This is a genomic window from Paenibacillus sp. FSL P4-0184 (genome assembly GCF_038004625.1).
In the GTDB taxonomy this organism is placed as follows: domain Bacteria; phylum Bacillota; class Bacilli; order Paenibacillales; family Paenibacillaceae; genus Paenibacillus_AQ.
Map to the genome: position 1 here is coordinate 3539243 of NZ_JBBORN010000001.1, position 24766 is coordinate 3564008.

The window sequence follows — 24766 nt, forward strand, 5'->3', positions numbered from 1 at the left end:
AGAATGAAGGGATTAACGTGTCGCGCATAAAAAAACAACTTTGGCAGCGATGGAGACGTTGGAAAAAGGCGCTTTGGGTAGGGGCAGCTTGTTTAGCTCTTACTGTACTGGCATGGCGCAGTATGCAGGTACCTGAGGAAATCAGTGGACTGCTGACGGATTCTAGTTGGACGGATAGTGCCGAAAGCGAGTTGGCCGCAGCTGTATTTAAAGTAGGCGTGGACAGCGGTGAGGAGAAAGAGAAGAGCACCATAAAAAACGAGCAACTGTTGCAGACGATCGCTCAAAGCGGACTCAGCAGAACCGTTCATTTAAAAATATCGTATGTATCTGGGGAAGAAGTTCAGACATTGCCAGGTGAAAAAAACCCGCTTCAGCTTAAAAAGATAATTCACGAACACCCTGCATGGAGCGGTTGGATCAGCAGCGATGGAGATTTGTGGCTGGAGCAAAAAGTGAATGATCTATCAACCCTAACGAAAAAAGAAGCCTATATCGGGGTCGATGCATTTGGGAACTTGAAATTATTTAAAGGCCCTCCGGTACAGGAAAAGGTTCTGAAGACCTTTTTTCAAATGGATATGGGTTCCTTGAAATCCTCTCTGCCGGAAAGTATTTGGAAAGAGCTTCATGAGGGCATTCGTGTACAAGATATTGAAGAGTACAACAGCGTATTGTCCACCTTCAGTGACTATGCGCGTGAGGCTGCCGAACATGTCATGCAGAATAAGCAATAGCATCCTTAAGCATATCAGCTGTCCTAAAGTCATTATTAATGGCTATAGGGCAGCTTTTTTTTGCAAATATAAGAAAGTTTGAGGTTCTCATTGTAGGCCTAAAGTTGTCATTTCGCATTAGAGGGTAAACTTTTTTTCTCCCGGAAGGGGTATTTTTGCTATAATGGTTTGAAGGAATACATATGTTCGCTTCGTAGCGGAGTAATGGATGAAAACGGTGGAATAAACTGCCTGTTATAGAGGAGAGATCGTGCTTGCGCATTTTGGGAATTGATCCAGGGCTGGCGATTGTCGGTTTTGGCTTTGTGGATAAGGAAGGTCATAAGTTGACCCCGGTCCAATATGGTTGTATCCAGACTGAGGCTCACACACCTGAGGAAGAACGTCTGCTGCATGTCTATGAAGGCATGGGTCAGCTCATTGATAAATATAAACCTGATGCTGTAGCGATAGAGAAGTTGTTCTTCGCACGTAATGTTACAACAGCATTGCCAGTAGCACAGGCCCGCGGAGTGACGATATTAGCTGCTGTACAGCGTGGCTTATCCGTCTCGGAATATACACCTATGATGGTGAAGCAGGCTGTAGTTGGTTATGGTAAGGCAGAGAAACGGCAGGTACAGGAAATGGTGAAGCTGCTACTGAAATTATCGGCGATCCCTAAACCGGATGATGTAGCGGATGCACTCGCGGTAGCGGTATGTCATGCCCATTCGAGCAGTCTTAATTCTAAATTAAATGAGGTATTGCGAAAATGATAGATTTTTTAAGAGGACCCGTCGTTCATTTAGAGTCGGAATATGTGGTACTGGATGTGCAGGGCGTAGGATATCGGGTGTTCTGCCCGAACCCTTATGCTTTTGCTAAAGTAGAAGGGCCTGTAATGATCTATATTCATTATCAAACACGTGAGGATGCGACGCTTCTGTTCGGGTTCCCGACTCGGGAGGAGCAAAAATTGTTCCGCAAGTTGATTGAGGTATCTGGGATCGGTCCGAAGGTTGCGCTCGGAATACTGACAGGTGGAACTCCAGATCAGTTGATCTCGGCAATTTACCAAGAGAATATAACCTTCTTAACGAAACTGCCGGGCATTGGCAAGAAGACGGCGCAGCGGATGATCCTAGATTTGAAGGACAAGCTGGACGGACTCAGTATGGCTTCCATGCAAACGGGATTATTTGCAGTTCCAATGGAAGAAGCAGCGGATGGGTTAGCTTGGCAAGAGGCTAGGGATGCCCTTAAGGGATTGGGTTATACCGAAAGTGAATTGGACCGTGTGTGGCTCGCTATGAAAAAAGAGGGCGCAGAGACAGGGACTGTAGATGTGTTGATGAAGAAAGCACTTGGGCTATTATATATTGCTAAGTAAAGCCGAACACATCCTTGAAGAAAGGGAGCGATAGGAATGGATGAACGGATTATATCCGCTAATTTGATGATGGACGAGCAAGCGGTAGAATTAAGTTTACGCCCTCGTTATCTGGGAGAATATATCGGACAGAATCAGGTAAAAGAAAACCTGAAAATATATATCGAAGCAGCCAAAATGAGAAGTGAAGCGCTGGATCATGTGCTGCTCTACGGGCCTCCAGGACTCGGTAAAACAACACTCGCGAACATTATCGCCAATGAGCTGGGTGTGAATTTACGAACAACGTCCGGTCCTGCGATAGAGCGGCCGGGAGATTTAGCCGCCCTGCTGACGAACCTGCAGGAAGGCGATGTGCTGTTTATCGATGAAATTCACCGCTTACACCGGACGGTGGAGGAGGTTATGTATCCGGCGATGGAGGACTTCGCGCTGGACATCATGATCGGCAAAGGGCCAAGTGCCCGTTCGGTACGATTGGATTTGCCGCCTTTCACACTTATAGGTGCTACCACCCGTGCTGGCCTGCTGTCAGCGCCACTACGTGATCGTTTCGGAGTGGTCAGCCGCTTGGAGTTCTATACCATAGATGAGCTAAGCTTCATTGTTGCTCGAAATGCAGATCTTTTAGGAATTGAGATTGTCGGAGATGCGGCAGAAGAGATAGCGCTTCGTTCCCGTGGAACGCCGCGGATTGCGAACCGACTATTGAAGCGAGTCCGTGATTTTGCTCAAGTGCGCGGCGATGGGATTATAACCCCTGAGATTTCTGGGGAAGCCCTGAAGATGCTACAAGTGGATCCACGTGGGCTGGACAGCATCGACCATAAGATGTTAAGAGCGATGATTTCAAGCTTTCGTGGCGGTCCTGTAGGGCTGGATACGATTGCTGCTACAATTGGTGAGGAAAGTCAGACGATTGAGGATGTTTATGAGCCCTACCTGCTGCAGATAGGATTCTTGCAGCGGAGCCCTCGTGGAAGAATTGTAACCCCGGCCGCTTATCATCACTTAGGCCTTCCGCTCCCTCCGGAGCAGCACTGAGTCAGTAACTACATTTAAAAGGAGGATGCTGGATGAAGCATACGAAGATGAAATGGGGAGGAATAGCTCCACTAAGCAAAGGATTGCTAGCAGCTGCGATTGCTGTGGGAAGTCTCTTGATCCCTGCGGGTGCCAGTCATGCCGATTCTAATAGTACGATACGAGTTGCCCTTTATGCCGATATTGGTAGTAAATATAAATCTACCGTGCCAGTAGTAACTATGTTATCGACACAAAGCTTCACTTTGATGTCAAACCAACCAGGGAGCACTCCTTTGTTATCGGTGCCTGCCCAGAGCAGAATTCGTGTTAGTGTGGATGGTTATAGAGTAAAGGTAATGGAGACTTCAAGCTGGAAAACAGCTGCCGATGCGGCTAAAAAGCTTCAGTCCACCTCTGATAAGCCTCAAATTTATATGATTTCTAGAAATGGAACCAATGTGTATCAGTTGTATACAGGAGTCTATGCCAGTGAAGCTGCTGCCAAGGATGGACTTACCCGTGTAGTAAAGGCAGGACTCGGCATTCCTGCTGATCAAACCCCTGCGTTGAAAGGGGACAAGCATTTATCGGCGGGTCGCTATTCTTCGGAACAAGAAGCTGATACTGCTCTGAGTAGTATTACAGCTGCTGGTTTTGATGCCTGGAAGGTATTTCTCTCAGGAAGTGATGGCAGTGCTCAGTTTGAGGTATGGGTAGGCGAAGCTGCGAACGACAAAGATTTGGGTGCTGTTCAGACCGCAGTGTCTGCAGCATTGCCACAGCTTGCTATGTCTGCTGCAACTTCACCTGGGTTAATCATGCGTCTGGATGCTGGGCTGGACCTTAGTAGCGAGACACAGGCTAATCATTATATGGTTTCCGGAAATGATGCTAAATTTTTGGCCGTTGGCAATGAGGCTGGAATTCAGCTCGAAGAAAGATCCAAGCGTACCTACCGTGGAAATATGGAACTAAGTAATTTGAGAGGTTCCCTAGCGGTTATCAATGAAGTGCCACTGGAACAATATTTGTATGCAGTGGTTGGAGGAGAGGTTTCCTCCAGTTGGCCGGATGAAGCTCTAAAGGCTCAGGCTGTCGCCGCCCGAAGCTATGCAATGGCGCAAGGCAACCGTTTCGAAGTAGCGAATGTAGTAGATTCTACATTGAGTCAGGTATATAACGGAATCGGATCAGAGGCTCCAGTTATTATTAAGGCAGTGGATGCTACTGCCGGTGAAGTATTGATGAGCGGTGGTAAAGTTATAGAGGCTGTGTTCTCCTCGAACAGTGGCGGAGTAACCTCTGATCCATCAGAGGTATGGGGAAATGGTGGAGATGCATTTGCCAGCGTTCCCAGCAAAGAGGATGTCGCAGCTACCGCGACCGCTAAGAAGTGGTATTATTTACTGCTCGCTAATGGCACCTCTGGATACGCACGTGAGGATAACATTAAATTGACAGGAAATAAAACTGCAGCGGGACTGGATATAGCGACAGCTACCACTAAAGATGTCAATGTACGCCCGCTTCCTGCTGTTGAAAGTAGTGTAAGTGCGGTAGGTAAGCTGAATCCAGGCGAGAATGCTGTTGTTCTAGACAAAGTCTATGAGTCCGGTAGTTATAGCTGGATCAAAGGGCCATATACCTCTGCCGACCTTCTAAAAAGCTTGCAAGGTAAAACAACTAGCGCGCTCCCTTCTAGCATCCTTAATTTGCAGGTCACTCAGCGCGGTCCTTCTGGAAGAGCGATTCAGGTGAAAGCAAATGGTCAGGCACTGGATGTGAAATATCCTGATATGTTCCGTTCTGCGTTCAATGGATTGCCAAGTACATTGTTTGATATTGTACCAGCCGGAAGTTATACTGTATTAGGCGCTGACGGTGCTACCAGCACGATTGGAAGTTCACAGAGCGCAGGTGTACTCTCTGCATCAGGTAAGGTTAATGTGAACGGTAGTGGAACTGTAGTGATGGGTGGGGATTCCTCAGCCAGAGCGATTACTAACAGTTCGGGCTTTCTGTTCATTGGCCAAGGATACGGTCATGGTCTAGGCATGTCGCAATGGGGCGTGAAAGGCATGGCTGACAGCGGGTATGATTACAAGCAGATATTGCAACACTATTATCAGAACGTTACTATAGTTAAGGAATGAAGACAGACCATGAATGTAGACGCATATGATTTTCATTTACCGGAAGAATTAATTGCCCAGACACCACTCTCTGACCGTAGCTCTTCTAGACTGCTCTTAGTAAATAAGGAGGACGGGGAGCTGGCTCACCGGCATTTTACCGATATTATTAATTATTTTCAACCAGGAGATACGCTTGTTCTGAACGATACGAGAGTCATTCCTGCCAGATTGTTTGGGGCTAAAGAAGATACGGGGGCTAAAGCCGAAGTACTTCTCCTTAAGAATCTGGGAGACGATCGTTGGGAAGCTCTTGTAAAGCCAGGTAAAAAGCTCAAGACAGGAGCGGTTATCATCTTTAGTGATGAGCTTCGTGCTGTTATTGAGGACGAGGCTGATATGGGTGGACGAACGCTTCGGTTCATTTATCAGGGTATTTTTCAGGAGATTCTGGACAGGCTGGGAACAATGCCACTGCCTCCTTATATTAAGGAAACACTCGATGATCGGGAACGATATCAGACCGTTTATGCTAAGCATGAAGGATCAGCAGCTGCTCCTACAGCAGGGCTTCATTTTACCAAAGAACTGTTGGATCAGATTGAAGCCAAGGGTGTAAATATTGCTTATATTACACTTCATGTAGGTCTCGGAACATTCCGTCCGATGTCTGTTGAGAAGGTTGAAGAGCATGTTATGCATTCAGAGTATTTTGTAATGTCTCAAGAAACAGCAGACACTATAAATGCTACCAAGGAACAAGGTGGTCGCATTATAGCGGTAGGGACAACTTCTTGTCGAACACTTGAAACAGTCGGAAGACAATGCGAAGGCGGTCCACTAGTGGAATGTAGTGGCTGGACGGATATTTTCATCTATCCGGGCTATAAGTTTAGTGTAGTTAATGCGTTAATTACTAATTTTCATTTGCCGAAGTCTACTTTGGTGATGTTGGTTAGTGCTTTGGCAGGTCGGGAACATATTCTAGCTGCTTATGAAGAAGCGATAGAGCAGAAGTACCGGTTTTTTAGCTTTGGAGATGCAATGTTTATTTACTAATGTAAGAGGATGGGTTAACTTATGGCAGCAATTACTTATGAGCACATCAAAACGTGCAAACAATCCGGAGCAAGACTTGGAAGAGTCCATACTCCACATGGTGTGATTGAGACACCTGCATTTATGCCAGTCGGCACACAAGCTACAGTCAAGACAATGAGTCCTGAAGAACTGAAAGAGATGGATGCTCATATTATTTTGAGCAATACGTACCATTTGTTCCTGAGACCGGGCCATGATATTGTTCGTGAAGCAGGCGGACTGCACAAGTTCATGAACTGGGACCGTCCCATTCTAACGGATAGCGGCGGGTTTCAAGTGTTCTCGCTTAGTGACATGCGCAAGATTACCGAAGAAGGCGTTCATTTCCGTTCCCATCTAAATGGGGATAAGAAGTTTTTGTCTCCTGAAGTAGCTATGGAAGTTCAGAACGCACTTGGCTCTGATATCATGATGGCATTCGATGAATGTCCTCCATTCCCAGCGGAATATGACTACGTGAAAAAATCATTGGAGCGTACAACACGCTGGGCAGAACGTTGCCTGAAAAGTCATGCTCGCCCGAATGATCAAGGGCTGTTCGCTATCGTTCAAGGAGGTATGTATGAGGATCTTCGCCGTCAGAGCGCGGCAGATTTGACTTCCATGGATTTCCCGGGGTATGCTATTGGAGGGCTCAGCGTCGGAGAGTCCAAGCAGCTAATGTATGAAGTGCTGGATTATACAGTTCCCCTGCTGCCACAAGGCAAACCTCGCTATTTGATGGGCGTTGGTTCACCGGATGCGCTGTTGGAAGGTTCAATCCGGGGAGTGGACATGTTCGACTGTGTTCTGCCTACCCGTATTGCTCGTAATGGAACAACGATGACCAGTCAGGGAAGACTCGTTGTACGCAACGCAAAGTATGCCCGCGATTTTGGGCCGCTTGATCCGGAGTGCAACTGCTATACATGCCGGAATTATTCCCGCGCTTATTTGCGCCATCTAATCAAAGCCGATGAAACCTTCGGACTTAGATTGACGACATACCATAACTTGCACTTCCTGTTGGATTTGATGCGTAAAGTGCGCGAAGCCATCAAGGAAGATCGGCTGCTTGATTTTCGCGATGAGTTTTTTGCTAAATACGGATTATATGATAATCTTAAAGGCTTCTAAAGCTTCGTTGAGGTCCATGTTTTAATGTGCTTTGAAAGGGGGGAGAAATATGTTTCAATATGCAGCAGCAACAGGCGGAGGTAGTATACTGGGTCTTGTAGGTCCATTCGTACTTATGTTTGTAGTATTCTACTTCTTGCTGATTCGTCCGCAACAGAAGAAGACCAAAACACGTAATGCAATGTTGAAGTCTCTGAAAAAGGGCGATAAAATCGTTACTATTGGTGGTCTTCACGGTACGATCATGGAGATTTCCGATGATATCGTGGTTCTACGGGTCAATGATGTAACTAAACTGACCTTTGATCGCGGTTCCATTAGTCACTCCGTTGCCACGGACGTGGAGGAGAAAGTATAGTTTCGTTATTTAAAAGTACATAAAAAGCGGTGTCTTCTCATTAAGAGAATGACACCGCTTTTTTGACGTTCATCTTTCATCGTGATCTATGGGTTTAACGCATATCCGTTATTCGGCTGCGAACGGTGAGCGATTCTTCACGTCCCCGTAAGGTTAATTTGGCAAGCTGTACACCAACTGTTGAAGCTAGGACTGCTAGCAGAGTGCCGCCTATCATATCTGTAAGCCAATGAATGCCCAGATAGAATATACCAAAGACGATTACGACTGCGGAAATACTCGTAATGACCATCCACCGGCGGTTTCCTGAACGGAATGCCAGTAATGCCATCGTAACGGAAATGGACGTATGTAGACTCGGGAAGCAGTTGTTGAGACCGGATAGAGGGCGGTACTCTTGCTCAAACTTCGGAAATACATCCAGCATAGTAAATCTAACGCCTGCAGGTACATAGGACCATACTTCATTTACAGGGAAGTATAGGTAGAATGGAATTGCTACAGCATAGTTAATGATAATAGCATAGCAGGTTGCGTACAGCATCACACGGTTCTTATCTAACAGATAGACACCTAGAGAAGCTGCTAGTACAGATTGAAGCATGAAGATGTAGAAGAAAACTATGATAGGCGTTAGCCATGGACTATAGAATATATCCTGAACAGCTTGGACAAAATGCCCCTCTAGTCCAAATACAAATGATGTATAGTCTGAGGTAAGATGCATTTTTTCTTCAATTTGTAGTTCGTATTTATTCAAGACCAGTACACCAAACATGCCTACCATCAATAGCAAAAACTTGTAGGATTGCAGCATCTCTTTTCCGATTTCAACTAATGCCATGATTGGATTTCGACGAGCGCCAATCCATACTAATATCACTACTAATGCAACTGTGTACAAAACAATATGATTCATTGATTGGTAAAACAAAGCATTCGAAGCCTCCTTGATTCTCTTTATGAAGTCAGATGATCACAGTTTAACATATTTCCAAGGAATGTTTCGAATTTTATGGAATAATAATTTTAGCTTTTCTGTAAATTAACCCCAAACATTCCGCCAAGTGCACCAATTGCTGCCGCAGCTAGAACCCAAAGAAGGTCAACACCAGAGGGTGAGCTATCCAGTGCCAGAAATCCAATTAACAGAACGATAATCCCGTAAAAGATTCCTGTAAGACTTCCTTGATACCAGCCTTTGTTCGTGGCTCTGCGACCGGCGGTTAGTCCTCCGAATGCTGCGGCTATGCCGTGTACTATATAAGTGTACATTGAGAGATCCTGCTCCTTCAGACCGCTGCCCCATAATAAAAGAGAGAGGACAAACGCGCCAAGCAGCATCCAAAGGAATGATCGACATAGGCCAGACAATACAGGATTGGCTATTCTCCATGAGAACAGGCGCCGGATTAAATACATGGTACAACCTCCTAAAGTTTTTTTAGAAAAATAATCTACATAAGTTATTATTCATTGTATGGGGAGGCTTGCCCCAATAGTACAAGAATGGGCATTGTAGCCTTTTTACCATTAATTAATATGTAAGCTTCCGAATGTTCCCTGTGCTGAGCGGTCAGAATAGGGTTACATTAATCCACCCGAGAAAACAAGTCTGCGGGTGAGAGTGGAGGGGAGCGAAGCTATATGTCCCAGCATATCACTACCCATATTTTCTTGACCGTGCTGATGTATTTCTTCATATTCCTGTGCATGCGTATCATGGGGAAGAGGGAAATCGGTAAGCTGTCTGTATTTGATCTAACGATCTCAATTATGATTGCTGAGATTGCTGTTTTTGTGATCGAGGATATTAATCGCCCGATTTACGAAGGTCTGGTTCCGATGGCCACACTGGTGATCATTCAAGTTGTGGTTGCTCAGCTCAGTCTTAAGAGTAGAAAGGTTCGGCTGTTAATGGACGGTAAACCGAGCATACTTATTTCTGGAGGCAAGCTGCACCGGGGAGAGATGCGTAAACAAAGGTACAATATTGATGATCTGTTGCAGCAATTGCGTGGTCAGAACATCGCCAGTCCTGCTGATGTGGAGTTTGCGATTCTGGAGCCCAGTGGTCAGCTTACCGTTTTCGAGAAAGACAAAGGACTTTCATCTTCCAATCAAACAGGCAATAGCAGTTCAGTTGCTGAGAACAATAAGACCGATGAGGATGCAGATGTAAGCAGTCAGAAAGTTAAGCTGCCAAAGAACAAAATCAGATATGAAGGGCTTCCTATTCCATTGATTATGGATGGAAAGGTCCAGGATCATAATTTAGAGATGATAGGAAAAACAAGGTTCTGGTTAAGAACACAGATCCGCCAAAAGGGTGTATCAGATTTTCGGGATGTATTTCTTTGCTCCATAGACCATAAAGGCCGAGTTTATGTTGACCGTTTGGATAATCGATAATCTTTCTAAAGCCAACGCTTAATGAAAGGCAGTCGATCTAAATCACGAAGGGAAATAAGGCCAGCTAATAGACTGAGACCGAAATACAGGGCCATTCCTATCGCAGAGGCAAATAAAAATTGAATCCATTGTGCTTCTGCAATGGGAATGGAGATGTATACATAACGCACGCCTGCTCCCATAATGATCATTGCACATAAGGTCTTAATGGTATCGGTTATTCGTAAGGATAATGAAATTAGATTGACTACGCTGTACCCGTGCAGTAGAGTAACAAGAACGCTGTTCACAATAATGGCGATGATTGCGCCGTAGATTCCGTATTCTGGCTGTGAAGCTAATATAACAATCAGAATGATTTTGACTACTGCCCCAATAAGAGTATTGATGAGTGCCCTTCCCGGTCTGTCCATAGCTTGAAGTGCAGCTTGTAAGGGTGCTTGAACATAGATGAACAAAGCGAAAGGGGCCATTAGTTTTAGCATAGGAGCGGTGTCCGGATTTCCGTATAACAAGTTGCATAGTGGGACTGCCAGTACATACATAAGAACAGCAAAGGGAGCCCCTGTTACAAGAGCGAGTCGAAGAGCTTGGTGCATTCGTTTGTGAATGGTAGGCAAGTCCTTTCTCGCGGCAGCCTCGGATAAGGAGGGAACCAAAGACACTGCGAGAGAGGAAGTTAACGCACCGGGAAGCAACAGTAAGGGGATAACCATTCCCTGTAAAGACCCATATTGAGCAGTCGCGGCGGCTGTTGCGATTCCGGCTAGTGCAAGACTTCGTACGGTAATTATAGATTCCAGTAGATAGGAAAAAGAGCCCACAAGCCGGCTTGCTGTAACAGGAATAGATACACCTAGTAAACGTCGTAGTATGGGAGAGGTTGATTTTACATCATCTGAACCAGAGTGTATAACCTCCTTCTCAACCGTTTGCTGTTCTATAGGGGTTGTTTTTTTATCCTTTTTCGTGATGACATAATATTGCCACAGAATGGCTAACATTCCGCCAATCTCTCCCACGGTTACGCCTAGCATCGCCCCTGCAGCTGCAAAAGCGATACCTTTGGGTAACAGCAGCCAAGAGAACCACAGCATAAAAAATATTCGCACGATAGACTCGAAAACGGAAGAAAGTGCGGAAGGAATCATGTTCTGCCTACCTTGAAAATAACCGCGGTATATCGCAGATACAGCAACAATTCCAATCATTGGGATCATGGCAATAAAAGTATAATAAACTCTGTGGTCTGTTAAGATCACATTGGAGACCCATGAAGCACTGACCAGCGCAACAATGGTAAAGAAGATTCCTAGTCCGACACTAAGAGTAAGGCCAGTCCGTAAAATTTGCCGCGATTTCTCAGGGCGGTTCTCTCCCTCTGCTTCCGCCACCATCTTAGCAATAGCTAGGGGAAGTCCGCCTGTAATAACAGTAACCAACACGATAAAGAATGGGTACGCGAGCTGATATAGACCCACACCTTCTGCTCCAATGATGCGTGGCAAAGCAATTCGGGGTATAAATCCAAGCATTCGATTAATGATGCCGGCGGCAAGCAAGATTAAAGTTCCTTGTATAAAGCTCTGTTTCCTCAAAGGTCACGCCTTCTTCCCCAAATGAAATGAAACGCTGGCCAACTTGTCTATTCTTATGGATATGCTATACCCCTATCACGGCATGCCTTGTTTTAGTAGTTGTAACTTTTTGTGACGGAAGGAGGAAAGCAGAGAACTTGGGTCGAATACCTATGGTAAGCATACGAACACGAGCGATCTTTGGAGGTGTCATCACGTGGAATCGGAACAGTGGAATCATGATCAACATAGTGAAGAAATCGAAGCCATGTGCCGCAGCAAAGCTGAAGAATTCCGGCTCCTCGGCTATGAGTATGTAACCAGCAAGGATATTTGGGATTGTATCAGTCGTAATTATGATAAGGATGGAATGCCCCCCTTGCATAAGCTGGTAAATGATATTTATTCCTTAAAAGCCAATAGTTACATGACTTATTTGACTCTTGCAGCTTATCGGGGGTTGAACTAAACAATAAACATCTCGCTTCTTTTTTTGCGAAAAGCCTTATAAAGCAGTAAAGTAAGAGAATAATAACTTCACATCTCCTATCTAAACGGATGTCTTGCTAATATGAGCAGGGGCGGCCGTTTCTTTGTGTGAGTATAGCTATGTCTATGCTGTGAATTGACGGTCATTTCACGTGTAGCTATAATAGGAATATTGAGTTAATGAAAGGGGAACTAGCTAGAGCATGAAGAGACTAATGGGCTTTATTATTACCGTGCTCGTTTTGACAGGCGTCATGGCATTTACTACTCCTGGACTGCTGGACAAGGTTAGACTTGGTCTTGACCTGAAAGGCGGATTTGAGATTTTGTACCATGCTGAGCCTATGGAAGCGGGAGCAGCGTTGTCCCGAGCTTCACTGTTGAAAACAGCAGAAAGTTTAGAAAAACGGGCCAATGCGCTCGGAACCAGTGAACCAGAGGTTACAACTGAAGGTACTGACCGTATTCGTCTGAAAATTGCAGGCGTTACTGATGAAGCCGAGGTTCGCAAGAAGATGAAGGAACCTGCAGTTCTGACTTTCCGTAGTGCTGCTGAAGGTGACGCTGAAGGTACTTACAGCAAAATCGAACTGGTAGGTAGTGATTTTGTTGAAGGTGCGGCAGAGGTTGGACGAGATAACCTGAATCAGCCAATCATCAGTATCAAAATAAAAGACAAGGATAAATTTGCAGAGATTACGAAACGCCTCTTGGGAAAGAATCTCGCAATTTATTTGGATGAGAACAAACTATCTGACCCTACGGTACAAGCAGTACTTACCGATGGTAGTGCGTCTATTTCTGGTCAGTATACAATTAAAGAAGCACGTGAATTGGCTGACACTATTAATCTTGGTGCGTTGCCACTGAAACTTACTGAGAAATACTCCCAAAGTGTGGGTGCAACACTTGGTAAACAATCGCTTGATCAAACGATCAAAGCCGGTCTTTTGGGTTCTTTGATTATTCTTATCTTCATGATCGGTATGTATCGCTTGCCAGGTCTCTTGGCTAGTTTTGCGCTGATCTTGCATACATGGCTGCTAATTGTAGTCTTTGTCTTAGCAGACTTCACATTGACGTTGCCTGGTATAGCCGCATTTATTCTGGGTATAGGGATGGCCGTCGATGCCAATATCATTACAAATGAACGGATAAGAGAAGAAATGCGCAGTGGTAAAAGTGTACTTTCCTCTGTTAAAGCAGGTAATAAATCCTCTTTCCGGACAGTAATGGACTCCAATGTCACAACTGTTATTGTGGCAGGTGTCATGTTCGCCTTCGGTACAGGTGCAGTCAAAGGTTTCGCATTGGTACTGATCGTGGAAATCGTTCTGAGTATCGCTACGAATCTTTATTTCTCCCACTGGTTGCTTAGCCAGCTTGTTAAAGCCGGTAAGCTGAACAAACCGAAGAGTTTCGGTGTTAAGGAGAGTGATATTCGTGCGCTTTAAGAAAGAGCTTGATTTCGTACATCTGAGTAAATTTTTCTATGTTTTTTCCATCGCCCTTACAGTGGCAGGTTTGATTTTCCTAGCAACCTTTGGATTGAATTACAGCGTTGATTTCAAAGCGGGATCTAATGTTGATATCTCTCTGTCTAAGAATTTGACATTGGAAGAGGTTAATTCAGCAGTTGAAAAAACTGGGATTTCAAGTGAGCCAAGCATTACGATAGGAAGTGAACGGGTTAACGTTCGTTATGATCAAGTGCTCGATGAGCAACAAGATGAAGCTCTTAAAGCAGAGATCTTGAAGCTGGACGAAAAAGCATCGTTTGAGATTAACACCGTGGATACTGAAATGTCTAAAGAACTTGCACGCAATGCAATCTATGCGGTTCTCATTTCTTGTCTAGGGATTATCATTTATGTAAGTATTCGTTTTGAATGGCGGTTTGCATTGGCAGCTATTGTTTCATTGATCCATGATGCCTTTATGGTCGTTGCAATCTTCTCCATCTTCCGCTTGGAAGTGGATTTGACGTTTATTATTGCGGTGCTTACGATTATCGGTTATTCCATCAATGATACGATCGTTATCTTTGACCGTATCCGTGAGAATTTGCGTTTTGGTAAACAAAAAACCTATGAGGATTTAAAAGAGCTTGTGAATAAGAGTGTGGCTCAAACTCTTATGCGTTCTCTTTACACAGCATTTACCGTATTTATTGCGGCGTTCTTCCTGTTGATTCTTGGAGGCGAGTCCATCAAGATGTTCTCGCTTGCGATGGTTATCGGATTGCTATTCGGAGCGTACTCCTCTATCTTTATTGCAAGTCCGGTCTGGCTACTGCTTAAGAAGCGTGAGAAGATAAAGGTAAAGAGCCCGGCTAAAGGGTAATGTCTCAAGAGAAATAACATGGCTACACTTGAATGAAAAAAACATCAACTTTATAATTTAAGAAAGCCGCGTCAAATGCGACGCGGCTTTCGAAATCTTTGGGGTAGTATGTCATGTGTATTGTATCATCATGAGATTACTTGCTAGTGGTAAGGGGGGCCTCGTATGAATAAAGAACGATCACCGCAAAGCAAGACGGTTGCTTGGACAGGGATCATCAGCGATGTTACTTTGGCAGTAGCTAAGGGGAGTTTTGGCTATATTTCAGGTAGCAAGGCTTTAATGGGCGATGCATTATATTCTGGAGCAGATGCTGCAGCTAAATTGGCGGATATTCTCCCATGGCGCTCTGAACAAAGCAGAAAGAGCAAGCAGCGGATAGAAGAGCGACGAGGGAATAAGGAGCCGCTTTTAGCTATACTTTTTTCGGTATTAATTCTTATGGGGGGGCTGCAAATCGCCTTCTCTGCAATCCGTGACTTAACCGAGGGACAGTCATCCACTCGCGGAGAACTTGCACTTGTAACTGTCTTGTTATCTATTGTACTTAAAGAAGCTGTATTTCAATATCAATATCGGTACTTTAAAAAAATAGGTGATGGCAGTCATGCTGCTTATGCCAATAGTCATCGTTTCAGTTTGTATACTTCTATCACAGTATTAGTTGGGATATCGTTATCAATGGGGGGTACCTATTGGCATCCTCTACTCTATATGGACCCTATTGCTGCACTTTTAACAGGATGCTTAATTTTACGTAAAGGTTATTTGCTCATTGTTAATACTGTTAGTGTTAAGAATGCACAGGAGCTACCTTCTGAGGAGGCAGCTAATTTTATTGAAACCGTACAACGTGTTCATGGTGTTATTCGTGTAGAACATTTGAAGGCACTTGAGCAAGGGAATTATGTGAATCTGCAAGTGAAGATCAGTGTAAATCCGCGTATTACGGTGATGGAAGCACAGGATATTTCAGAATGTGCAAGAAAGTTGCTGCAGCACAGGTTTGTTCATGTTGGTGAGGTACATATGGACGTAGTTCCTTATGATCCTGGTTATCCATACAAAAGTAATTATGAATTGGTGGATAATGATATTCCGACGCTGCTTCAGTAGTTCGCAAGGTGAGAGAAAGGTGAGCGCTATTGCTTTATTCAAAAACAAGATGGCAATCTCCGGCAGCCGATCCCGACGTCGTAAGGGATATGGCCCGGAGCCTTTCTATTTCTCCGCTCTTATCCTCACTCTTAGTGACTAGAGGACTTGATACGCCACATGAGGCTCTATCGTTCATGGATGGCGGTGTGGAAGCTCCGCATGATCCGTTCCTTCTAAAAGGAATGGCCGAAGCGGTTCCCAGAATTAGAAAGGCTTTAAAAGAAGAAGAACATATTCTGATTTACGGCGATTACGACGCTGATGGTGTGTCCAGTACAGCATTAATGATTCATTTGCTGCGTTACTTAGGCGCTTCCTTTGATATTTATATCCCGCACCGTTCTAATGAGGGCTATGGGCTGCATAATCATGCTTTGGATTGGGCTTTACAGCAGGGTGTATCCTTGATCATTACTGTAGATACTGGCATTAGCGCCTATCATCAGATTGCTTACGCTAATGAACTCGGGATTGATGTGATTGTTACGGATCACCATGAGCCACCAGAGCTTCTCCCAGAGGCTTATACGTTGATTAATCCGAAGCTGCCCGACTGCCTCTACCCCTTCAAAGGATTGGCAGGTGTAGGTGTAGCTTATAAGCTCGCCCAGGCTATGCTAGGGGAGGAAACTCCCGGAGAATGGGCAGAGATAGCTGCTATCGGTACTGTAGCAGATTTAATGCCGCTGCTGGGTGAGAATCGTGAGATTGTTCGAAACGGTTTGGTGAGTATGCGAAATTCTCGATTCCCAGGTATTCGTGCCTTACTCGGTGTTAGCGGCGTGACCATGAGTACTGTGAGTGCGGTTAATATCGCTTTTGGAATGGCGCCTCGTATCAATGCGAGTGGTCGTCTGGATCATGCTGGACGTGCAGTGGCGTTGCTTACAACCGAGCATACTGATGAGGCAGAGCAACTGGCTGGGGAGCTTGATCTGCTTAATAAAGAACGCCAATTGGTCGTAGAAAGAATTGTAGTGGAGGCCACTGCAAAACTGGAGCAGATGACTCAGGGTGGAGAAATACCAGACATCATAGTCCTTGCTGAACAAGGCTGGAATGTGGGTGTGGTAGGCATAGTGGCTTCTAAACTGCTGGAGCGTTACTATCGACCTGTAATTATTCTGGATATTCATCCGGAGACCGGCATGTGCAAAGGTTCTGCCCGCTCTATTCCTGGACTTGATATATATGCGGCGTTATCCTCTTGTTCTAACTTAATGGATCATTTCGGTGGTCATCCAGCAGCCGCGGGAATGAGTCTGCATCGGGACGGCTTAGAAGCCTTCGCTGCGGCATTAAATGAATACGCTGCTACTGTGTTAACACCGGAGCATTTCGTTCCTGTTGCTTCTGCTGATGCAGAAGTGTCGATTTCCGATTTGTCCCTACAGACCGCGCTTGAATTGGAAAGGCTTGCACCTTTCGGGATGTCGAATCCATTGCCAAAGTTCATCATTCGCGGGGCTACAGTGAAAGAGACACGCACCATGGGGCAAGAAGGAAAACACTTGAAGATCGTCTTGCAACAGGGTAAGAGTACGATCGAAGCCTTGGCTTTTGGTAAAGGGGATTTGGCTAAGCTACTCCCTGTGGGCACCCCGATCAATGTGCTGGCTGAACTGTCGATCAACGAATGGAATGGCTCGAGGAAACCACAGCTGATGCTACAGGATTTATCAGTTCAGGATGCTCAATTATTTGATCTTCGTGGTGCTGCTGACGCTGAACGGCAGGCTGCACATATTAGAGAGCTGCTACTTCCCTATAGTGGTGCTGGCCCATATCGTACTGCAGCAGTATTTCAGAGTGGACGTATGTCTTCACAGACTGAATTGATAGGAATGTCCTTCTGGGTATATGATAAAGAAGATGGGATTAGCGCCGCGATTAAGGATGATTCGATTCAGGAATCAGGGCATGTCTCACTGTTATGTCTACTGGATATGCCGGAGACTCCTGAACAACTAGACGCGTTACTGAAGGCTTTTCCTAATGCTGATAATATTGCGTTATTGCATTCTATAAAGGATGGCCGAGAACGACTTATCATTCCGACACGGGATCATTTTAAAATACTCTATAAATTGCTGGCTTCGATCACTGCTGTTGCAACGCCAGAACATGAAGTGCTGCTGCGGCTAAGTCGACAATCCTCATTAAGTATTCGAATGCTTAGTAATATGCTAGATGTGTTCGAGGAGCTGGATTTTATCGAAAGAAGTCAAGGAAGTGTGGCCTTTATTACGCAGCCTACAGCTAAAAGCCTTACAGCATCAAGACATTTTGTTAGACTGGGGCAGATGGCGGAAATGGAGCAGTACTTCATGGAAGGTAGCTTGTCTGAACTGCAGGATTGGATGTTATCACGCCGTTTAGGCGTATCATAAAGACTAAACAAAACAAAGCAGGCGCTTACGAAGTAAGTTTTGCCGAAACGGACTCAAAGTAGCATATGCTAACAAAACAAAGCAGACGCTTACGAAGTAAGTTTTGTCGAACCGAACACAATGTAGCATATGCTAACAAAACAAAGCAGACGCTTACGAAGCAAGTTTTGCCGAAACGGACTCAAAGTAGCATATGCTAACAAAACTTTTAGGAGATGAAAAATTTGGATTTTAAAGATAGTATTCGCGTGATTCCTGATTTCCCAAAAGAAGGTATCAGTTTTAAAGATATCACCACCTTGTTAAAAGACGGTGATGCATATCGCCAAGCGATTGATGCCTTGAAAGCTCTTGTATCCCACTTAGAAATCGATGTGATCGCTGGACCGGAAGCACGTGGTTTTGTAGTTGGTGCACCTCTTGCTTATGCATTGGGTGTAGGCTTTGTGCCGATTCGTAAGAGTGGTAAACTGCCGTATGAGACTATCGAGGTTGGATATGATCTTGAATATGGTAAAGACACACTTGCTGTTCACACGGATGCCATTAAGCCTGGACAAAATGTATTGATTGCTGATGATTTGTTAGCAACAGGAGGTACTATAGCTACTTCGGTTAACCTTGTGGAGCAGCTTGGTGGTAAAGTGGTAGGCGCAGCGTTTTTGATTGAATTGGTTGAGCTTGCTGGACGTAATAAGCTTTCTGGAATTGAAGTTATTACATTAGTTGATTACGAAGATTAATGCGATAAACTTGTCTTTTCCCGGGAAATAAATCGGGATTTATGTATCGAATAATGTGGAAAAGTGCAAACAACAGCAATTCTCTGTTACTACTAGCGGAGGGTTGCTGTTTTTCGATTTTTTGGTCAAAAGAGATACGAAAAAAGACTGCCCAATCCATAAAATGGATCTGGAGCAGTCTTTTTGAATTATTAATTCATAAATAAATTAGTGAGCAGCTTTATCGCTTTCTCCACCTTCATTAGACAGTCCAAGAACTTCAATGAGTTTGAAGAATAGGGCTAGAACGATACCAACAATCGTAGCTAGAGCCATACCACTGAGTTTTACGCTACCCATAGTAAGAGTTGTACCACTAATTCCGACAACAAGCACCAACGTAGCCATAATCATGTTAGTGGCTTTGGAAAAATCAACTTTTTGCTCTACGAAGATTCGCAGACCGGATGCGGCAATTACACCGAACAACAGTAGTGATACACCACCCATTACAGGTGTTGGGATGTTAGCGATAACGGAGGAGAAAGTTCCGGAGAATGATAGCAGAATCGCAATCACTGCTGCGCCACCGATCACATATACAGAATAAACTTTAGTTAATGCCATAACCCCGATATTCTCACCGTAGGTTGTATTTGGAGTAGAACCGATAAAACCGGAGATAATTGTAGATATCCCGTTACCCATCAGGGAGCGGTCAAGTCCAGGGTCTTTAGCCAGATCTCTGCCAACAATATTGCTGGTTACAAGTAAGTGTCCAATATGTTCAACGATTACTACTAGCGATACTGGGATGATAGTCAGGATTACATTCCAATCGAAGGATGGAGTAACAATGGTAGGGTGCGCTAAAAAATTCGCATTAGATATTGCAGCAGTATCCACCATTTTCAGAATATAAGCTAAGCCATAACCAGTTACGATACCGATGAGGATGTGAATGATTTTTGGGAAACCGCGGAAGAGTACAGCTCCAATTACGGTTACGCCCAGTGTCACCATAGAAAGTGTGATTGCTTTGCCATCTGGAGTCCAGTCTGCAACTGCAACACCTTCAGGGGCAATAAGTCCTGCCATTCGGGCGGCAACAGGCACAAGTTCAAGTCCGATCGTTGCTACGATAGCTCCCATTACTGCTGGAGGGAAGACAACATCGATCCATTTTGTTCCTGCATAACGGATGATCAAAGCAACGAGCACAAAGATAACACCTGTGATGATGAAAGCGCCCAAAGCAAGCGAGTACCCTTTCATATGATCATCTTTATGATCAGCAAGCACTGATAATACGGGTGCGATAAATGCAAAGCTGGAGCCAAGGTAGGCAGGTATTTTACCACGGCAAATCCAAATGTATAGCAGTGTGCCGATACCGTTCATCAGCAAAATCATGCCAGGGTCAACCCCGAACAAGTTAGGTACTAGCACTGTACTGCCAAACATGGCGAACAAATGCTGTAGGCTTAATAGAAAACCGGGGCCCCATGGAAGTTTTTCATTAACTTGAATTTCGCGTTGCAATGGAGTTCACTCCTCTTTCTTAATGGATATGATGTTGTCCAGCGAAAATCCGCCTTTACTAGATTAAATAGAACTGGACATTTTTACAACAACATTTTCACAAGTGTTATTAATTTGTCCGATTTTCATAACTTTTACTTCTTGAGTACCATGAGATGGCAAGTGTTGACGTAATCCCTCGTAAGCGTCATAATTATAGACAACTTTGAACAAGAGCGTAAGTTGCTTGCGAAATGATTGGAACCTGCAGATTTCAGAATGATTGCGGGTTCATTTTATTATAGAAAGGAAACGGATACGACGAGAATGGGCATAGAGCGATTAATTGATAAGGCTGGCGCCTATATAAAAGATAAAGATCTTCTCCGCATCCGGGAAGCTTATGAATTTGCCGATCAGGCTCATCACGGGCAGATCCGCAAGTCGGGGGAGCCATACATTCTGCATCCGCTGGCGGTGGCAGATATTGTCGTCAATATGCAAATGGATGTTATATCTATTGTTGCGGCGCTTTTGCATGATGTTGTGGAAGATACGACGGTCTCATTGGAACAAATCCGCGCGAAATTTGGCGATACCTGCGCGATGCTTGTCGATGGCTTAACTAAGCTGGAACGCATCCGTTTTCGCTCAAAGGAAGAGCAGCAGAACGAGAATTACCGTAAGATGTTTATTGCGATGGCGCAGGATATCCGGGTCATCGTTATCAAACTAGCGGATCGTCTGCATAATATGCGTACGTTAAAGTATCAATCTGAAGAGAGCCAGCGACGTATTTCTTACGAAACGCTGGAGATTTTCTGTCCTGTGGCTGATCGTTTGGGGATTTCCGCGATTAAGTGGGAGATGGAGGATATTGCGCTTCGTTACTTGAATCCGCAGCAGTATTATCGCATTGCTAATCTAGTGCATAAGAAGCGGGCTGAACGTGAGCAATTTATCGACAGCGTAATTGGCCGTATTCGTGCCAAGCTGGATGAAATGGGCATTGAAGGTGATCTTTCAGGTCGTCCGAAGCATATCTACAGTGTCTATAACAAAATGAGTACGAAAAACAAACAGTTTAATGAGATCTATGACCTGCTGGCCATCCGTATCATTGTGGATAATATCAAGGATTGTTATGCAACCCTCGGAATTATTCATACCCTTTGGAAGCCAATGCCAGGTCGATTTAAAGATTATATAGCTATGCCCAAAGCCAATATGTATCAATCTTTGCATACTACAGTGGTAGGTCCTGGCGGAGAGCCAACCGAAGTGCAAATTCGTACTTGGGAAATGCATCGCACGGCTGAATTCGGGATAGCAGCACACTGGGCATACAAAGAAGGAACCAGCAATAATGTGAATCCTGAGAATCGGATGCCTTTTTTTCGCGAAATATTGGAGCTTCAGCATGAGGCCAAGGATGCCGAAGAGTTCGTAAAATCACTCAAAATGGACTTTTTCTCGGATCTTGTGTTCGTGTTTACGCCTAAAGGCGAGGTTATTGAGCTTCCTGCGGGTTCTGTACCACTTGATTTCGCATTCCGTATTCATACGGAAGTGGGTAATCGTACGATTGGTTCTAAGGTGAACGGGCGGATCGTACCGTTAGATCACAAGTTGAAGACGGGCGATATTGTAGAGATACTGACATCGAAGCATTCGTACGGACCAAGCCGCGACTGGCTCAAGATTGCTCAATCCTCACATGCGCGAAGCAAAATTAAGCAATGGTTCAAAAAAGAAAAACGTGAGGAAAATGTCGAAAAAGGTCGCGAAGCGATTGAACGTGAGCTGAAGCGTCTGAATGTCGAGGTTTCTGAATGGATTTCTGATGATAAACTTTTAGAAGCAGCGAAGAAATTTGCTTTTAACGATGTTGAGGATATGTTATCTGCCGTTGGATTTGGTGGGATTACCGCTTCGCAGATTGCTTCCCGTTTGACGGAAAAGCTGCGCAAAGAGCAGGAAGAAGCTGCTAATCATTTAGAGCTTACTTCAGAGATGAAGGAGATCAAGTCTTCCGGCGAAAAACGTAATCAACCGACCAATGGTGTTAGTGTAAAGGGAATTGAAAATTTACTTGTCCGTTTTGCACGATGTTGTAATCCGGTACCGGGTGACGACATTGTAGGGTATGTTACACGGGGCCGGGGTGTATCTGTACATCGCCAGGATTGTCCTAATATTCCGGGTGAGGGTGACGGAGAAGAAGCAGCAAGGGTGATTGAAGTGGAATGGGAAGGTACGATGGAAGCAAACTACAGTGTGGATATTGAGATTACAGGTCATGATCGTAATGGACTGCTCAATGAAGTGCTGCAGGCAGTTTCCGAGAGTAAAACGAACATTTCTGCGGTCACTGGGCGCTCTGACAAGAATAAAATGGCAATGATTCATATGACCATTCTCATTCGTAACACGGAACATCTGCAATCCGTTGTAGATAAAGTGAAACGAGTCAAGGATGTATATACAGTGAATCGGATCATGCAATAGGGCAAGGAGCGGAGTAGTACGATGAGAGTTGTAGTACAGCGTTGTAAGGACGCCAAAGTAACCGTGGATAAGGCAGTGACCGGAGAAATTGGCAAAGGCTTAATGCTGCTAGTTGGCGTTACGCATGAGGATACAGAAAAGGATGCCAAATATTTGGCGGATAAAATAGCAGGACTACGAATTTTTGAAGATGATGCTGGTAAAATGAACTACAGTGTCACAGAGACTGAGGGAGCGATTCTTTCAGTATCCCAGTTTACTTTATACGGGGATTGTCGTAAGGGGAGACGGCCGAATTTCATGGGAGCAGCAGCTCCTGCGGAGGCCGAGCGACTTTATGATTACTTTAACCAAGAGCTTAGAGCTGGCGGCCTTCAAGTGGAGACGGGGGTTTTTGGAGCGATGATGGATGTGTCGCTGACCAATTGGGGCCCGGTTACTCTCATTTTAGATAGCCGCAGTTAATGAAAAAAATGTCGAAGATTGCTTCCTATTTATCAAGACCTTAACAAATTTCAAATTTAAAAAGCGTCCAACATATTAGTCTTGACTAATATGTTGGACGCTTTTTTGTTATTGTAATATTCGTTCTCCGTTGGTGTAATCAACATATTAATCTTGTTAATCACTTCAACACTAGCCGATAAGTCGTGAGTTTGGGCTTATTATCCAAAAATGTGCTCGTCGAGACCATTAGTTGCTTGCCCGAAGGGCTCCAGGCGACGGTTGCGACATCCTGGAAATCGCCGAGTTGCTCGATCTTGCCGGTCTTCGCATTCGCAACGTAGACACCGTTCATGCCGTCCCTGTCCTTGTTATACACGGCGAACGACAAGTACGAGCTATCTGGGGACCAATCGAAAGCGTACATCTGAGTCGTCACGGCGAGCTTAGTCCGCTTCGAGGTGTCGTTCGAGTTCATGAGGAACAGCGTGCGTTCCGTATCCCCCGTACTCTTCAGCATGGCTAACTGATTGCCGTCAGGGGACAGCGACATTCTCCAGACGGATTTGTCCACGATCGTCTCTTTCTTCGTCTCCAGATTGTAGGCCGACAGTGTGTTATCGGGGTTAGGGTTGACGTAGAAGAGCGTATTCCCGGTCTTCGCTGCATAATCGAACATGACGTTTTTATCTTTGCTAAGCAATACCTCGTCTTTACTAACTGTCCCAACCTGCAGAATAGCACCATTACCGTTGCCGACGATCAGATGGCCGGAGTCTGTCCACTGGCCCCATTCCTGTCCGCCCTTATCCTTATCCGTGATTATTCGGCTAGTTCCGGTTGGCAAATGCACAAGGACACCGCGACCCCCGTCCATCATGAACGAGGTGTTTTCATGGAAAAAGACATATTGGCCGTCCGGCGAGACAATCGGACTCTCATGCACGCGGTCTTCGCTCGGTTTCAGCGCCTTGACCTGCTTCGTTTTCAAATTGTAAATGTACAGCTGGGCAGGCTTCATTGGACCGGAGTCGGAATCAATCTTCTTCGCGTCCGGATTCGTCTGGGCAATTAACAATTCGTTCTCGTTCAGCCAATCTTGCGCATACAGGCCGTCAAGTCGCTCGAGTTGATCCATGGTGATTGGTTTATCGGTTTGCGAATCAGGCTTCTCTGGCTTGTTCTTGTCGATGACGGTAACTGGTGGGCTATTAGTTGCTCCACCGCCGTTATTCTGTGTTGTGCTGCTGCAGCCTGCGATCCCAACCGCTAGTAATACGATCCCAACTTGTTTCATCTTCATGAATGATGTATCTCCTTCTAAGCTGTGTTATAAATCTGATAAGAGTGTACCAACAGG

Annotated in this window: 22 protein-coding genes; 17 read left to right on the plus strand and 5 right to left on the minus strand. The window is 45.0% G+C overall.

The features are described from left to right. The first annotated feature begins 17 nt into the window (after positions 1-17). The 8 genes from MKY52_RS15445 to yajC all read left to right on the plus strand — a co-directional run bounded on the left by MKY52_RS15445 (position 18) and on the right by yajC (position 7842). Positions 18-737: a BofC C-terminal domain-containing protein gene (locus MKY52_RS15445; protein ID WP_341052164.1), complete on the plus strand. Its 720-nt coding sequence runs from the start codon at positions 18-20 to the stop codon at positions 735-737. Between the two features lie 254 nt (positions 738-991). After that, positions 992-1495: a crossover junction endodeoxyribonuclease RuvC gene (gene ruvC / locus MKY52_RS15450; RefSeq protein WP_341052167.1), complete on the plus strand. Its 504-nt coding sequence runs from the start codon at positions 992-994 to the stop codon at positions 1493-1495. Then, entirely contained in the window at positions 1492-2109 is a 618-nt protein-coding gene (gene ruvA / locus MKY52_RS15455) for a Holliday junction branch migration protein RuvA (protein WP_341052169.1), read from the plus strand. Before ruvC ends, ruvA begins: the two co-directional genes overlap by 4 nt. Before the next feature lie 36 nt (positions 2110-2145). Beyond that, positions 2146-3153, plus strand: coding sequence for a Holliday junction branch migration DNA helicase RuvB (gene ruvB, locus MKY52_RS15460; protein WP_341052170.1), 1008 nt, complete (start codon positions 2146-2148; stop codon positions 3151-3153). A gap of 32 nt (positions 3154-3185) precedes the next feature. Further along, the gene (locus MKY52_RS15465) at positions 3186-5288 is read left to right on the plus strand and encodes a SpoIID/LytB domain-containing protein (RefSeq protein ID WP_341052171.1); all 2103 of its coding nucleotides are present in this window, start codon (positions 3186-3188) and stop codon (positions 5286-5288) included. A 9-nt stretch (positions 5289-5297) separates the two neighbouring features. Continuing rightward, positions 5298-6326 (plus strand): tRNA preQ1(34) S-adenosylmethionine ribosyltransferase-isomerase QueA, encoded by a 1029-nt coding sequence (gene queA / locus MKY52_RS15470; RefSeq protein WP_042191125.1) that lies wholly within the window; start codon positions 5298-5300, stop codon positions 6324-6326. Between the two features lie 21 nt (positions 6327-6347). Next, positions 6348-7484, plus strand: coding sequence for a tRNA guanosine(34) transglycosylase Tgt (tgt, locus tag MKY52_RS15475; RefSeq protein ID WP_042130504.1), 1137 nt, complete (start codon positions 6348-6350; stop codon positions 7482-7484). A gap of 49 nt (positions 7485-7533) precedes the next feature. Next, positions 7534-7842: a preprotein translocase subunit YajC gene (gene yajC, locus MKY52_RS15480; RefSeq protein ID WP_042191123.1), complete on the plus strand. Its 309-nt coding sequence runs from the start codon at positions 7534-7536 to the stop codon at positions 7840-7842. 94 nt (positions 7843-7936) lie between these two features. Here yajC and MKY52_RS15485 read toward each other — a convergent pair whose 3' ends face one another. Both MKY52_RS15485 and MKY52_RS15490 read right to left on the minus strand, forming a co-directional pair. Then, the gene (locus MKY52_RS15485) at positions 7937-8776 is read right to left on the minus strand and encodes a phosphatase PAP2 family protein (RefSeq protein ID WP_341052172.1); all 840 of its coding nucleotides are present in this window, start codon (positions 8774-8776) and stop codon (positions 7937-7939) included. Between the two features lie 95 nt (positions 8777-8871). Further along, on the minus strand, positions 8872-9264 hold the full coding sequence (locus tag MKY52_RS15490) for a TIGR04086 family membrane protein (protein ID WP_042191121.1): 393 nt from the start codon (positions 9262-9264) through the stop codon (positions 8872-8874). A 225-nt stretch (positions 9265-9489) separates the two neighbouring features. Between MKY52_RS15490 and MKY52_RS15495 the strand changes: the two genes are divergently transcribed. Continuing rightward, the gene (locus tag MKY52_RS15495) at positions 9490-10254 is read left to right on the plus strand and encodes a DUF421 domain-containing protein (protein ID WP_341052173.1); all 765 of its coding nucleotides are present in this window, start codon (positions 9490-9492) and stop codon (positions 10252-10254) included. Between the two features lie 5 nt (positions 10255-10259). On the opposite strand, the gene spoVB is transcribed toward MKY52_RS15495, so the two are convergent. Then, positions 10260-11852 (minus strand): stage V sporulation protein B, encoded by a 1593-nt coding sequence (spoVB, locus tag MKY52_RS15500; protein ID WP_341052174.1) that lies wholly within the window; start codon positions 11850-11852, stop codon positions 10260-10262. Positions 11853-12048: 196 nt separating this feature from the next. Here spoVB and MKY52_RS15505 point away from each other — a divergent pair, with 196 nt between their 5' ends. The 6 genes from MKY52_RS15505 to MKY52_RS15530 all read left to right on the plus strand — a co-directional run bounded on the left by MKY52_RS15505 (position 12049) and on the right by MKY52_RS15530 (position 18954). After that, the gene (locus MKY52_RS15505) at positions 12049-12300 is read left to right on the plus strand and encodes a post-transcriptional regulator (RefSeq protein ID WP_042191115.1); all 252 of its coding nucleotides are present in this window, start codon (positions 12049-12051) and stop codon (positions 12298-12300) included. Positions 12301-12523: 223 nt separating this feature from the next. Then, the gene (gene secD / locus MKY52_RS15510; protein WP_042191112.1) at positions 12524-13774 is read left to right on the plus strand and encodes a protein translocase subunit SecD; all 1251 of its coding nucleotides are present in this window, start codon (positions 12524-12526) and stop codon (positions 13772-13774) included. Next, positions 13764-14663, plus strand: coding sequence for a protein translocase subunit SecF (gene secF, locus MKY52_RS15515; protein ID WP_076284843.1), 900 nt, complete (start codon positions 13764-13766; stop codon positions 14661-14663). The genes secD and secF overlap by 11 nt, the downstream gene beginning before the upstream one ends. 165 nt (positions 14664-14828) lie before the next feature. After that, positions 14829-15779 carry a cation diffusion facilitator family transporter gene (locus tag MKY52_RS15520; RefSeq protein ID WP_042191108.1) on the plus strand — a complete coding sequence of 317 codons (951 nt, stop codon included), beginning with the start codon at positions 14829-14831 and terminating at the stop codon, positions 15777-15779. A gap of 29 nt (positions 15780-15808) precedes the next feature. Continuing rightward, the gene (recJ, locus tag MKY52_RS15525) at positions 15809-18211 is read left to right on the plus strand and encodes a single-stranded-DNA-specific exonuclease RecJ (protein WP_341052175.1); all 2403 of its coding nucleotides are present in this window, start codon (positions 15809-15811) and stop codon (positions 18209-18211) included. Positions 18212-18435: 224 nt separating this feature from the next. Next, the gene (locus tag MKY52_RS15530; protein ID WP_042191103.1) at positions 18436-18954 is read left to right on the plus strand and encodes an adenine phosphoribosyltransferase; all 519 of its coding nucleotides are present in this window, start codon (positions 18436-18438) and stop codon (positions 18952-18954) included. Positions 18955-19161: 207 nt separating this feature from the next. On the opposite strand, the gene uraA is transcribed toward MKY52_RS15530, so the two are convergent. Continuing rightward, entirely contained in the window at positions 19162-20475 is a 1314-nt protein-coding gene (gene uraA, locus MKY52_RS15535; protein WP_341052176.1) for a uracil permease, read from the minus strand. 306 nt (positions 20476-20781) lie between these two features. On the opposite strand from uraA, the gene MKY52_RS15540 reads away from it, so the two are divergent. Together MKY52_RS15540 and dtd are read left to right on the plus strand one after the other, a co-directional pair. Next, entirely contained in the window at positions 20782-22962 is a 2181-nt protein-coding gene (locus MKY52_RS15540) for a RelA/SpoT family protein (protein ID WP_149647662.1), read from the plus strand. A 21-nt stretch (positions 22963-22983) separates the two neighbouring features. Next, a complete protein-coding gene (gene dtd, locus MKY52_RS15545) occupies positions 22984-23427 on the plus strand; it encodes a D-aminoacyl-tRNA deacylase (protein ID WP_076284841.1) in 444 nt (147 codons plus the stop codon). 160 nt (positions 23428-23587) lie between these two features. Here the strand turns inward: dtd and MKY52_RS15550 are convergent, their stop codons facing one another. Further along, a complete protein-coding gene (locus MKY52_RS15550) occupies positions 23588-24709 on the minus strand; it encodes a TolB family protein (protein WP_341052177.1) in 1122 nt (373 codons plus the stop codon). Between the last annotated feature and the right edge of the window lie 57 nt (positions 24710-24766).

Excerpts from the sequence above, each read along its gene's own strand:
- ruvA (WP_341052169.1), top strand. The coding sequence starts at position 1,492 with ATGATAGATTTTTTAAGAGGACCCGTCGTTCATTTAGAGTCGGAATAT.
- ruvB (WP_341052170.1), top strand. The coding sequence starts at position 2,146 with ATGGATGAACGGATTATATCCGCTAATTTGATGATGGACGAGCAAGCG.
- MKY52_RS15465 (WP_341052171.1), top strand. The coding sequence starts at position 3,186 with ATGAAGCATACGAAGATGAAATGGGGAGGAATAGCTCCACTAAGCAAA.
- queA (WP_042191125.1), top strand. The coding sequence starts at position 5,298 with ATGAATGTAGACGCATATGATTTTCATTTACCGGAAGAATTAATTGCC.
- tgt (WP_042130504.1), top strand. The coding sequence starts at position 6,348 with ATGGCAGCAATTACTTATGAGCACATCAAAACGTGCAAACAATCCGGA.
- yajC (WP_042191123.1), top strand. The coding sequence starts at position 7,534 with ATGTTTCAATATGCAGCAGCAACAGGCGGAGGTAGTATACTGGGTCTT.
- MKY52_RS15490 (WP_042191121.1), bottom strand. The coding sequence starts at position 9,264 with ATGTATTTAATCCGGCGCCTGTTCTCATGGAGAATAGCCAATCCTGTA.
- MKY52_RS15495 (WP_341052173.1), top strand. The coding sequence starts at position 9,490 with ATGTCCCAGCATATCACTACCCATATTTTCTTGACCGTGCTGATGTAT.
- secD (WP_042191112.1), top strand. The coding sequence starts at position 12,524 with ATGAAGAGACTAATGGGCTTTATTATTACCGTGCTCGTTTTGACAGGC.
- MKY52_RS15520 (WP_042191108.1), top strand. The coding sequence starts at position 14,829 with ATGAATAAAGAACGATCACCGCAAAGCAAGACGGTTGCTTGGACAGGG.
- MKY52_RS15540 (WP_149647662.1), top strand. The coding sequence starts at position 20,782 with ATGGGCATAGAGCGATTAATTGATAAGGCTGGCGCCTATATAAAAGAT.
- dtd (WP_076284841.1), top strand. The coding sequence starts at position 22,984 with ATGAGAGTTGTAGTACAGCGTTGTAAGGACGCCAAAGTAACCGTGGAT.
- MKY52_RS15550 (WP_341052177.1), bottom strand. The coding sequence starts at position 24,709 with ATGAAGATGAAACAAGTTGGGATCGTATTACTAGCGGTTGGGATCGCA.